A 12,585-nucleotide genomic window follows, 5' to 3' on the forward strand; every position below is an offset into this window, starting at 1 on the left:
AAATGCTAGGCAGAATCAATGACAGTTAAAAGACGCTTTAGCGAAACATCTATGACAATTAATAAATACAAAAAAACCGCCGAAGCGGTTTTTTATATTTTGTTGAGTTGACTTAATTAGCCTTTAACAAGTGCGGCAATTTCGGAAGCGGCACTATCTAAATCAAGCATTAGCTTTTCACCAGTACGACGGTTTTTAAGCTCAACCTTATTTTCATCAAGGTTACGCTCACCAATAACCAGCGTGAAAGGCACACCTAACAACTCCATGTCGTTAAACATAACGCCAGGGCGCTCTTTACGGTCATCAAACAACACATCTAAACCTGCATCTTTTAAACCTTTGTAAAGGTTATCTGCAATATCAGGAATACGATGAGACTTATGCATGTTCATAGGTACAATCGCTAAATCAAATGGTGCGATAGGTTGCGGCCATTTAATACCGTATTGGTCGTTGTTTTGCTCAATAGCGGCAGCTACGATACGTGATACACCAATGCCGTAACAACCCATTGTCATTACTTGGTTTTTACCTGATTCACTTAATACGCCTGCTTTCATTGCTTCTGAGTACTTAGTGCCAAGTTGGAAAATATGGCCAACTTCAACACCACGTTTAATTTGCAGTGAACCTTGGCCACACGGGCTTGGATCGCCTTCCACGATATTACGGATATCAGCCACTTCGTAGTTTTCTACATCGCGATCCCAGTTGATACCGCTGAAATGTTCACCATCTTTATTAGCACCCGCTACAAAATCAGCCATTACGTTAGCTGTGCGGTCAACAATTATTGGCATTGATAGGCCGACTGGGCCTAAAGAGCCAGGTTTTGCACCAATAGCAGCAACGATGTCTTCTTCTTTCGCCATTTCAAGCGGTGAGTCTACAAGCGGGTGTTTCTCAGCTTTTAACTCGTTTAGATCATGGTCACCACGTAATACAAGGGCAACTAAACCACGTTGTTCGTTTTCATCTGGTGCGCCATAAACGATTAATGTTTTCACGCCACGATGAGGTTTAACACCATAGTGCTCTTTAAGTTCAGCAATTGATTTAGCATCAGGGGTTGGGAACGCTTTTAGCTCTTTGCTTGCAGCTGGGCGCTCTTCAGTCGGTGCTAGTGCTTCTGCTTTTTCGATATTTGCAGCATAATCACTAGCATCACTAAATGCGATTGCATCTTCGCCTGATTCTGCAAGTACATGGAACTCATGTGACACGCTACCACCAATTGAACCTGTATCAGCGATAACAGGGCGGTAATCAAGGCCAAGGCGCTCGAAGATGTTGCAGTATGCTTTGTGCATTACTTGGTATGTTTTCTCTAAACACTCATCACTTAAGTGAAAAGAGTAAGCATCTTTCATCGTAAATTCACGAGCACGCATTACACCAAAACGAGGGCGAACTTCGTCACGTACTTTTGTTTGTACTTGGTAAAGAGTCAGCGGTAATTGCTTATAAGAATTTACTTCTTTACGTACAAAATCAGTGATCACTTCTTCGTGTGTTGGGCCAAGTGCAAATGGGCGGTTGTGACGGTCATTAATACGAAGTAATTCAGGACCAAATTGCTCCCAACGACCAGACTCTTCCCAAAGATCAGCTGGTTGGATAATAGGCATTAACATTTCGATAGCGCCTGCTTTATCCATTTCTTCACGTACGATGTTTTCTACTTTTTTAAGTACGCGTAGACCAGAGGGCAACCATGTATACAAACCCGACGCAACGCGGCGGATCATGCCTGCTCGTAGCATTAATTGATGAGAAACAATTTCTGCATCAGACGGAGTTTCTTTAAGTGTTGCGAGTATATATTGACTGGTACGCATCTCTATTCCAAGTAGTGTTAAAATTATTATCGTTTACTCAAGACGTTTGAGTAATAACAAGGCGCTAAGTTTACCAGTGGAAGCACTGACACTAAAGCGCTATATGCTAAAAACTAGCATTTTTCAATGCTGGTCACTGTATTATGATTGTCCTGAACATACCACCTAATATTAAAATCATATAAGGTCATGCCGTAGCTTTGTTCTGAGTCACGTTGCTTTTTATAAGCAGGGCGAGGATCTTGCTTTAATACATTGGTGATAAACGCTTTTAATTCAGGTTGCTCAGTTTGCTTTGCGATAAACGCCAGGGCTTCTTCACTAAACTCAACGCTCATATCGGTTTCTGGTCGGGTATCGGCAAAGCCTGCGGTGGCATCGGTCATTGCGTCTGAGTAGGGCAAATATGGCTTAATGTCTAAAATAGGTGTGCCATCGAGTAAATCGATACCTGAAAGCAATAAACTTAACTGACCATTTTTATATTCGATACCCTCTAATTTTACAGCACTCATGCCAATTGCATTTGGGCGAAAGGTTGCACGTGTTGCAAATACACCTTTACGTTCATTACCGCCTAGGCGAGGGGGTCTCACCATTGCTGAATAGCCTTTATCTGCGGTTTCATGAAATCTGAATAATAACCAAATATGGCTAAATTCATCGAGGCCGCGTACAAACTCTTCACGATTAAAATCGCTGCTGAATACCAGCTTTGCTTTAGCTTCAGGAACTAAACGAGGTTGGCGAGGTATGGCAAACTTTTGTTTATAAGGAGATTGAATATGGCCGACGGCAGTTAATTGGTATTCGCTCATTGTGCATTGTTGTTAAGAAAATCTGCCGACATTTTACATGCAAACGTAAAAAAAGGCAGTCGAGACTGCCTTTTAAATATTTGGACTGTATAGTCTAAATTAAAACATGTATTGGAATGATACAGACGCTACATCCATATCTGGGTCAATATCATCTTCTAATTTATAGCGCTCATACTCTAAACGTACTTGCATGTTTGTTGTGAAGGCATATTCTACACCTGCACCATAAAATACATCACCACCATCTGTATCAGCACTAACGCTGCCAAGCTCGCCTAGGTCTTGCTCAATTTCAGCATCCCACTCTAGCCAACCACCTTTGGCATAAACAGAAAAGCTATCTGTAATTGGGGCTGCTAAGCGTGCTGCTAATGAAACACCGTCAATTTCAGCTTTAGAATCGATATCGCTTACTTCATCAAAATTTTGATAAGCAAGTTCAAGGCTTAAGTACTTGTTAAACTGAGTACCAATATAACCTTTTAGCATTTGTGAATCGTCATCGAAGTCAGTGTCATTTTCACTGTCTTCAAACTCAAAAGAATATTGGCCGTAGCCGATACCGGTATAAATACGCGGAGAATCCATTTCGGTAATATCTGCATGTGCAGCATTATTAAAACCTAGTAGTGCTAAAGAAAGTGCAGAAAGTGAAATTGCTTTAATCATTTAATAGCTCCTTTATAAAATAAATAAACGAATGTTTCGCGTCATTCACAAGGAGTATTGCAACGGCAATGCCAACACAAAAATAAAGCCTAAAGTATTGTTTTTAGGCTTTATTAAGTGGTTTTTTGTGCAGTTTGTTGAAACTGTAATCAGGCATTCAGTTTGGCAGTCGTAACAATTTCAGGGTGCTCTGTAGAAGTTACTAGGTGCAGTTTTTAAATCGGTTTAGTTTTATGCTTTTTGTAATAGGGTTTCTGTTTCTATCGCGATCTCTTTCATTTTAATCGCATAGTTTTCAATTTTCTTTTCTTCGTCAGTTACGGCTGTATATGAAGGCACTTCGATTGGGTAGCCTGCTTCATCCATCGCTATAAAACTAATAACACAATGATTGGTTTCAACTAGGTTTTGGGTTTTAGGGTCGCCGCAGCGTACTTGAATAAAGATTTGCATGCTGGTTTTACCTGTGTGAGCGATACTGGCTTTCACTTCGACTATTTGGCCAACCAAAATAGGGCGCTGAAACTTTACACCCGCAACAGAAACAGTAACGCAGTAATGACCGCTCCAACCTGCAGCACAGGCGTAACCAGCTTGGTCAATCCACTTCATTACCACACCACCATGAACCTTGCCGCCAAAATTGACATCAGTAGGTTCAGCTAAAAAACGAAAGGTTACACTTGAAGACGGCATACTTTACTCACTTTTATAAAACACGACATTTTCAGCATAGCCTAAAAAAGGGGCCGAAGCCCCTGCAATTTAGGATAAATTTTAATTAAATGAGTAACGTGCGTTACATATTAGGATAGTTTGGCCCGCCAGCTCCCTCAGGTGTTACCCAAGTAATATTTTGACTAGGGTCTTTTATGTCGCAGGTTTTACAGTGCACACAGTTTTGTGAGTTGATCACAAACTCTTTTTCACCTTCAACTTCTTGTACTTCGTAAACTCCCGCAGGGCAGTAGCGTTGTGCTGGTTCATCGAATTTAGGTAAATTCACTGCAATTGGAATCGAGTTATCTTTTAGCTTTAAATGGCATGGCTGCGATTCTTCATGATTGGTATTTGATAAAAACACCGATGAAAGTTTATCAAAGCTAAGCTTGCCGTCTGCTTTCGGGTAATCGATTTTTTCGGCCTGATCAGCTGCAACTAATGTGGCATGATCTGGCATGTTGTCTTCAAAGTTAAATGGTAAGTTACCACCAAATAGGTTTTGATCGAGGGTGTTATAAGCACCACCTAAGAACTTACCGAGTTTGTGCATAACAGGGCCAAAGTTACGCGATTGATAGAGCTCTTTGTACGCCCAGCTTTGTTCAAAAGCTGATTTATATTCAGCTAAATCGGCATTTTCTTTACCGTCGCTAAGAGCTGCTACGATCACATCAGCGGCAACCATGCCTGATTTCATGGCTGTGTGGTTACCTTTGATCTTAGCAAAGTTTAATGTGCCGGCATCACAACCCACAAGTAAACCACCCGGGAAGTGCATTTTCGGTAATGAACGCAGGCCACCTTTGGCAATGGCTCTTGCACCATAGGCTATACGTTCTCCGCCTTCTAAAACATCTTTAAAGACAGGGTGATGTTTCATGCGCTGAAATTCATCAAACGGGCTCAAATGTGGATTTGAATAGTTAAGATCAACAATTAAGCCTACGACAACTTGATTGTTGTCGCTGTGATACATAAACGCACCACCACTGGTATCACCGCTTAACGGCCAGCCTGTGCCATGTACGACTGTGCCTTCTTTGTGTTTACTCGGGTCGATTTGCCAAATTTCTTTGAAACCTAAACCGTAATGCTGTGGTGACGCATCTTTATCAAGGGCAAAGTGTTTAATTAGCTCTTTACCTAAATGACCGCGGCAACCTTCTGCAAATACTGTATATTTAGCTCTAAGCTCCATACCCGGCATGTAACCATCTTTTTCGTTGCCGTCTTTATCAAGGCCCATATCGCCAGTGATAATGCCTTTCACTGTTTCGTCTTCAATAATTAAAGAGTGAGCACTAAAGCCAGGGAATATTTCTACCCCTAAGTTTTCCGCTTGCTCTGCTAAAAAGCGACATACATTACCCATAGAGACAATGTAATTGCCTTCGTTATGGAATGTTTTAGGGCTAGCAAAGTGGGGGATGCTGGTGGCTTTTTCACTGTTATTGAACCAGTAAATATCATCTTGCGTTACTTTAGTGGTAACTGGAGCGCCTAATGACTGCCAATCAGGTAATAATTCATCCAGCGCTTTGGTTTCAAAAACCGCACCCGATAAAATGTGTGCGCCCACCTCAGAGCCTTTTTCTACCACACAGATCATTAATTCTTGTTGTTTTTCTTGTGCTTGTTGAGCCAATCTAATCGCAGTTGATAAACCTGCTGGGCCTGCGCCTACGATGACTACATCAAATTCCATGGTTTCGCGTTCGACCATATAAACCTCTTCTCGGTGACGGACCTGCTGTAAAGAACCTTATTTCATACTTGCAAATGAAACGTTACAGGCTGTGAATACTTTAAGGTTATTTTAGGTTGACGTTTACGTCAACAGGAAGTAGTCTGAATTCATAAAATAAATAAGTTGACGTTTAGGTCAACTTTGAGAACACACAATTGATGGAGTCACGATGAAAGTCCTCGTTCCAATTAAAAGAGTAATTGACTACAACGTCAAAGCACGCGTTAAAGCCGATAAAACGGATGTTGATCTAGCTAATGTAAAAATGGCGATGAACCCGTTTTGTGAAATTGCAATTGAAGAAGCTATTCGTTTAAAAGAAGCAGGAACTGCCACTGAGGTTGTTGCTGTAACTATTGGTAATAAATCATCTCAAGAGCAATTACGCACGGCTTTAGCACTCGGTGCTGATAAAGCCATTCATATTGAAACAGAAGAAAAGCTTGAGTCTTTACATGTTGCTAAATTACTTAGCAAGATTGTAGAGCAAGAATCACCTGAGCTGGTTATTTTAGGTAAGCAATCGATTGACTCTGACAACAATCAAACTGGTCAAATGCTTGCTGCTTTAACGGGTCGTGGCCAAGGTACTTTTGCATCTAAAGTCGATGTTCAAGCAGGTACCGTTAATGTAACGCGTGAAGTAGACGGTGGCTTACAAACAGTTGCTCTTAAACTACCTGCTATCGTAACCACAGACTTACGTTTAAATGAACCACGCTATGCTTCATTACCAAACATTATGAAGGCAAAGCGTAAACCTCTTGATGTAATTGCTGCTGATAGCCTAGGTGTAGACCTTGCGCCTCGCGTACAGCTGGTAGAAGTAAACGAGCCAGAAAAACGCAGTGGCGGTATTGTCGTTGAAGATGTTGCGACATTAGTAGAAAAGTTAAAAACAGAAGCGAAGGTGATCTAAATGAAAACATTAGTGATAGCCGAACACGATAAAGGTGTTCTAAAGCCTGAAACCAATAAAACGATTACTGCTGCTGTTAAACTAGGCTTTGATGTAGATTTACTACTTGCAGGCGAAAACTTAGCTGCAATGAGTGAGCAAGCAGCATCAATTGCAGGTGTTAGTAACGTACTTATTGCCGATGATGCAGCTTATGCAAATCAACTTGCAGAAAACCTAGCTGATTTGGTTTTATCTTTAGCTGATAACTATTCACACATTGTCGCAAGCGCAACAACAACGGGTAAAAACTTTATGCCACGTGTTGCTGCACTTTTAGATGTTGCGCAAATCTCTGAAATCATCGACGTTATTGATGCAGATACCTTTAAGCGTCCTATTTATGCAGGTAATGCAATTGCCACAGTTAAATCACTGGATAGCAAAAAGGTTATTACTGTTCGTGCAAGTAGCTTTGATATTGCACAAGAGCAAGCGCCAGTAGCTGTAACAAGTGTTGCAGGTAAAGGTTCTGTTGGTCTGAGTGAGTTTGTATCAGAAGAACAAACTGAGTCTGAGCGTCCAGAGCTTACTGCAGCACCTGTGGTTATTTCAGGTGGTCGTGGTATGCAAAATGGTGAAAACTTTGCGTTATTAAATGGTATCGCCGATAAACTAGGCGCAGCCATTGGTGCTTCACGTGCAGCTGTTGATGCGGGCTTTGTACCAAACGATATGCAAGTAGGTCAAACAGGTAAAATTGTTGCCCCAGATTTATATATTGCTGTGGGTATCAGTGGTGCGATTCAACACTTAGCGGGTATGAAAGACTCAAAAGTGATTGTTGCCATCAATAAAGACCCTGACGCACCAATTTTCCAAGTCGCTGACTATGGTTTAGTTGCTGATTTATTTGATGTGTTACCAGAGCTTGAAAGCGCTCTGTAATTCATAACGATTCTGGTTGTTAAAAGCTGTTCACCTTTTTAGGTGCGCAGCTTTTTTTCGTTTAACTATTTTACCGGAAGGTAACCAAACTCAAGCATTTTCTGTTGTATCTTGTTTGATTTAACAATCACAGCGAGCTTGTCGCCAATCTTTTTTGAACGAGGTGATTGTGTGTTTACGATAAGCACCAGTGGCCTTACAAAGGCATAGTCGCCACTTTGAATTGATTCGACAGAAGGGCTTACCCCATCTATCTCAAGTAAAGTTACTCGATTAATACGTCTATCATTTTCTAATTTACTAATGGCGCCATATGAATCGTAGGCAATGGCATTTGGAATACGCTGCACTATCCCAAGCGCTTGATTGAACTGATCGTAAAGCTCTACTTTTTGTTTAGAAAATAAACCTCTGTTACCTGCCATTTTAAGGCGTATAAAGTTACTACCAGGTTCTTGAATATAATCTAAATTTAAATACTCTAAAAAGACGTCAAAACTACCATGACTAGTGCCTTTGCTAAAAAGTAGGATCTCATCATTTTTTGCGCTTAGCTCTGGAGTATAAGGCGAAACCTCAGACCATGCCTTTAGTTTTCCTTGGTAAATATCGCTTAGTTTTTTAGTGGTAAGCTCAGTGATGTTTAAGTTTTTGTTTACAAAAAATGCGATTGCATCTTGGGCTATGATTATTTGCCGCAAAAAGGGCCAGCGTTGTTGTTCTTCTTTTGTTAAATAACGCGAGCTGGTGCCGATATCTATAACATTTTCGGCAATGGCTTTTATGCCTTTATCGCTGCCCATTGGCCTGATTTGGATACTATTTCCAAACTCTTGGCTTAAGTCGTCTTTTATATCGACTAATAATTCTGTCACTGTGGTTGAGCCGGCAATAAAAATAGGTTTGGTATTAATATTTTCTTCAATTGCATACGCACTATGTGCAGAGATAAGGGTTGTAGATAGCAAAAGGGCTTTAATAGAGCGAAATAGCATAGTAGACGCATACTCCTTAATAGTTAGCTTCCTATCAATATAGGCAATATGTCTGGCTTTGCTAATTCTTTAGGCTGTAAACTTTAAAATATTTAATGATTTACACACAAAAAAGCCGCTCGAAAGCGGCTTTTAAATTATGTAGTGTTTCTTATTAGTAAGTCGCGCTGCCTTTTGTACGAGGGAAGGCGATAACGTCACGTACGTTACCCATACCTGTTACATATGCAACTAAACGCTCAAAACCTAGACCAAAGCCTGAATGCGGTACAGTGCCGTATTTACGTAGGTCACGGTACCAGCTGTAATCTTCTTTGTTTAAGCCCATTTCTTCTAGACGCTTATCTAGTACATCTAGACGCTCTTCACGTTGAGAACCACCAATGATTTCACCAATACCTGGTGCAACTACGTCCATTGCAGCGACTGTTTTGCCGTCTTCGTTTTGACGCATGTAGAAGGCTTTAATATCACGCGGGTAGTTCTTAATAACAACTGGCGCATTAAAGTGCTCTTCAGCAAGGTAACGTTCGTGCTCAGACTGTAAATCTACACCCCATTCAACAGGGTATTCGAACTTCTTGCCACACGCTTTTAAGATTTCGATAGCATCTGTGTAATCAACTTGCGCGAAATCTTTAGTTACGAACTCTTCTAAACGAGAGATAGCTGTTTTCTCAACACGTTGTGCAAAGAATTCCATATCATCACGGCGCTCAGTTAATACTGCATTGAAAACATATTTCAGCATGTCTTCAGCAAGTTTTGCGATATCTTCTAAATCTGCGAATGCAACTTCAGGTTCAACCATCCAAAACTCAGCTAAGTGACGAGATGTGTTTGAGTTCTCAGCACGGAAAGTAGGGCCAAAGGTATAGATTTTTGACATTGCTGAGGCATATGTCTCACCATTTAATTGACCAGATACTGTTAAGAATGCTTCTTTACCGAAGAAATCTTCACTGTAATCGATGTCGCCTTTATCTGTGCGTGGTAAGTTTTGCATATCTAAAGTAGATACACGGAACATTTCACCGGCGCCTTCACAGTCACTTGCAGTGATGATCGGTGTGCTGATCCAGTAGTAGCCTTGCTCGTGATAAAAACGGTGAATCGCTTGTGCTAAACAGTTACGTACACGGGTTACCGCGCCCATGATGTTAGTACGAGGGCGAAGGTGTGCGTGCTCACGTAAATATTCAATGCTGTGACGTTTCGCAGACATAGGGTAGGTGTCTGGATTCTCAACCCAACCTAATACTTCTACAGAGTTAGCTTGAATTTCGAAAGACTGACCTTGACCTGCAGAAGGCACAAGAACGCCGGTTACAGATACAGAACAACCTGCAGTTAAACGTGTTACTTCATCATAATTATTGAGTGAATTAGGTACTACCGCTTGAATAGGATCAAAACACGAACCGTCATGAACGGCTAAAAATGAAATTCCTGCTTTTGAATCGCGGCGTGTACGGATCCAGCCTTTTACTGTTACTTGGCTGTCTACCGCAACCTTGCCTTTTAATAGCTCTGAAATCGCTAAATGGCTCATCTTCACTCCAATGATATAAGTTGCCTAATATAATAATGCTGTGCATTGCACTTGAATCGACTATCTTACCCTCGTAAATCAAATAAAAAAACTATTGAGGCGTACTCTTTAGTAGTTTTTCTTCAATTGAGCAAAATAGCAGCAATATTTTGCGTAAAATTTGCGTTTATTTAAATTCTCGCTGCGCTAATTGGTTATTTTGTGGCATTATTAACAATTCCCAATAGGATAACTGTCCTTTAGTCTTTAATTAAATTGTATAACAGGTGCTATGAAACAAGTTTTTATTCTTCGCGGCTTACCAGGCTCAGGTAAATCATATTACGCACAAAGCCTTGCTGATGAGTTGGTAGCTGGTAATGAAAGTGATTATGTCGTGTGCGCAACAGATGATTATTTTTATAATAGCGAAGGTGTGTATCAATTTGATAAGTACAAGTTATCTGAGTATCACAATCTAAACCTTGCACGCTTTATTAATGCCTTAGCAGAAGAAATCCCGTTAGTAATTGTTGATAACACTAATATTAAAAAGTGGGAATTTATCGCCTACGCACAAGCGGCCACTGCACTGGGTTATCAAGTAAAAGAAGTGATCGTTGGTGAAATTAAAGATAAATCATTACAACATCTTTACGCCAAGCGCTGTGAACATAAAGTACCGCTTCGAATGATCAGTAAAATGGCATATATGTTTGAATGGTAAAGTTTAAAGGAAAAGGAAGCATTAGCTTCCCTAGAGGGCGTGTTGACCTTTGTGGATTAAAATTTGTTCACTCTAGGAGCGATTTAATCGCGGCGCGAGATTTGTAACCTAGTGGGCTAAGTAAAAATCGAGCAAAGCTACCGCGTCCTGCTCACGCCCCTTACCTACATCCATGTAGGTAACAAAGAGTTAATCGCCCCTAGGAAGAACCCGAAGGGCAGCGCGTGTTTGGCATTGATGCTGCGTTATCGCCTATTTATGTGGAACAACCACACTACATAGGCTCTGCCTTGCCTAAATACCAAACACACTGCTGCAAAATTAATCACAAAGGGTCAACACGCCCTAATACGCCTGTTGTTCAATGGCTGCATAAATAGCATTGCATAACGTAGTTAAGCTTTGTTCGTCGCTTATGTAAGGCGGCATCAAATAAATTAACTTGCCAAACGGGCGTATCCACACACCTTGCTCGATAAAAAAGCGTTGAATTTTTGCAACATCTACACTTCTATTAAGCTCAACAACTCCAATTGCCCCCAATGTTCGCACATCAACGACTTCACCGAGCTGCTTACACTTAGCAAGCTGGGTTGTTAGTACATCATTTATATGTTCAATTTGTTCTTGCCACGGTTGCTCTAACAGTAAATCAATACTCGCGCAGGCTGTGGCACAAGCAAGTGGGTTACCCATAAATGTTGGGCCATGCATTAATACTCCGGCTTCACCTTCACTAATGCCAATAGCGACTTTGCTGGTGGTTAATGTCGCTGAGAGCGTCATCATTCCGCCCGTTAATGCTTTGCCTATACATAAAATATCCGGCTCTATGTTGGCGTGCTCAACAGCAAACAAGGTACCGGTGCGACCAAAGCCTGTGGCGATTTCGTCACAAATAAGTAAAACATCATACTTATCACAAAGAATGCGCAGGTGTTTTAAGTAATCAGGGTGGTAAAAATTCATTCCCCCAGCATTTTGTACAATGGGTTCAATGATAAATGCAGCAACATCTTGGTGGTGAGCTGCAAAGTAGCTTTCAAGCGTATCAGCCTCAGCTGGGCTAAACTCGCCATTAAATTTAGCACTCGGCGCAGGTACAAAAACATGTTCAGGTAAAAAACCTGAGTACATGCTGTGCATTGAATTAACCGGATCGCAAACGCTCATGGCTGCAAAAGTATCGCCATGGTAGCCCTTAAGCGGCGTCATTAATTTTTGTTTGCTGGTGTAACCTTGGCTAAGCCAGTACTGCAAGGCCATTTTTATGGCAACTTCAACACTCACAGAGCCACTGTCGGCTAAGAACACCTTATCGAGTGATTCAGGTGTGATACTGACTAGCTTTTTACACAGCTCAACAGCGGGCTCATGAGTTAAACCACCAAACATGACATGGCTCATTTTGCTAACTTGTGCTGTTATTGCTTCATTTAAAACAGGGTGGCAGTAACCATGAATCGCACTCCACCAAGAGGCCATACCATCTATTAGGCTTTCGCCTGTTTCTAAGAAAATACGATTTGCATTGGCATGACTGACTGGGTAAACGGGAAGGGGCTGAGTCATAGAAGTATAAGGGTGCCAAATATGCTCACGATCAAAATCTAAATCTATTGGTTGTTTATTAATCATATGTAAACTTTATATCACTTCGATTCGTTGACAATGTTACGTCAAGT

At 41.1% G+C, this 12,585-nt stretch carries 11 protein-coding genes; 3 read left to right on the forward strand and 8 right to left on the reverse strand.

Features of this window, described 5'->3' with window-relative positions; genetic code table 11:
• Positions 1-116 precede the first annotated feature (116 nt).
• The 5 genes from AUR67_RS08755 to AUR67_RS08775 form a co-directional block, all read right to left on the reverse strand.
• Positions 117-1,841: a proline--tRNA ligase gene (locus AUR67_RS08755; RefSeq protein ID WP_058584974.1), complete on the reverse strand. Its 1,725-nt coding sequence runs from the start codon at positions 1,839-1,841 to the stop codon at positions 117-119.
• 113 nt (positions 1,842-1,954) lie between these two features.
• Positions 1,955-2,659, reverse strand: a complete 705-nt coding sequence (gene tsaA, locus AUR67_RS08760; protein WP_058584975.1) for a tRNA (N6-threonylcarbamoyladenosine(37)-N6)-methyltransferase TrmO — start codon at positions 2,657-2,659, stop codon at positions 1,955-1,957.
• 99 nt (positions 2,660-2,758) lie between these two features.
• Entirely contained in the window at positions 2,759-3,331 is a 573-nt protein-coding gene (locus AUR67_RS08765; protein ID WP_058584976.1) for an outer membrane beta-barrel protein, read from the reverse strand.
• 231 nt (positions 3,332-3,562) lie between these two features.
• Positions 3,563-4,027, reverse strand: coding sequence for an acyl-CoA thioesterase (locus AUR67_RS08770; RefSeq protein ID WP_054561436.1), 465 nt, complete (start codon positions 4,025-4,027; stop codon positions 3,563-3,565).
• A gap of 103 nt (positions 4,028-4,130) precedes the next feature.
• On the reverse strand, positions 4,131-5,777 hold the full coding sequence (locus tag AUR67_RS08775) for an electron transfer flavoprotein-ubiquinone oxidoreductase (protein ID WP_058584977.1): 1,647 nt from the start codon (positions 5,775-5,777) through the stop codon (positions 4,131-4,133).
• A gap of 193 nt (positions 5,778-5,970) precedes the next feature.
• Here AUR67_RS08775 and AUR67_RS08780 point away from each other — a divergent pair, with 193 nt between their 5' ends.
• Together AUR67_RS08780 and AUR67_RS08785 are read left to right on the forward strand one after the other, a co-directional pair.
• Positions 5,971-6,720, forward strand: a complete 750-nt coding sequence (locus AUR67_RS08780) for an electron transfer flavoprotein subunit beta/FixA family protein (RefSeq protein ID WP_054561438.1) — start codon at positions 5,971-5,973, stop codon at positions 6,718-6,720.
• Entirely contained in the window at positions 6,721-7,647 is a 927-nt protein-coding gene (locus AUR67_RS08785; protein ID WP_058584978.1) for an electron transfer flavoprotein subunit alpha/FixB family protein, read from the forward strand.
• A gap of 65 nt (positions 7,648-7,712) precedes the next feature.
• Here the strand turns inward: AUR67_RS08785 and AUR67_RS08790 are convergent, their stop codons facing one another.
• Both AUR67_RS08790 and asnS read right to left on the reverse strand, forming a co-directional pair.
• Complete coding sequence (locus AUR67_RS08790; protein WP_058584979.1) at positions 7,713-8,642, reverse strand: substrate-binding domain-containing protein; 930 nt, start codon at positions 8,640-8,642, stop codon at positions 7,713-7,715.
• A gap of 154 nt (positions 8,643-8,796) precedes the next feature.
• Complete coding sequence (asnS, locus tag AUR67_RS08795; protein ID WP_054553906.1) at positions 8,797-10,194, reverse strand: asparagine--tRNA ligase; 1,398 nt, start codon at positions 10,192-10,194, stop codon at positions 8,797-8,799.
• 271 nt (positions 10,195-10,465) lie between these two features.
• Between asnS and AUR67_RS08800 the strand changes: the two genes are divergently transcribed.
• Entirely contained in the window at positions 10,466-10,900 is a 435-nt protein-coding gene (locus tag AUR67_RS08800; protein WP_054561441.1) for an ATP-binding protein, read from the forward strand.
• 345 nt (positions 10,901-11,245) lie between these two features.
• Here the strand turns inward: AUR67_RS08800 and bioA are convergent, their stop codons facing one another.
• Complete coding sequence (gene bioA / locus AUR67_RS08805; protein ID WP_058584980.1) at positions 11,246-12,538, reverse strand: adenosylmethionine--8-amino-7-oxononanoate transaminase; 1,293 nt, start codon at positions 12,536-12,538, stop codon at positions 11,246-11,248.
• Between the last annotated feature and the right edge of the window lie 47 nt (positions 12,539-12,585).

The organism is Pseudoalteromonas sp. XI10, assembly GCF_001469895.1.
Lineage (GTDB): Bacteria > Pseudomonadota > Gammaproteobacteria > Enterobacterales > Alteromonadaceae > Pseudoalteromonas.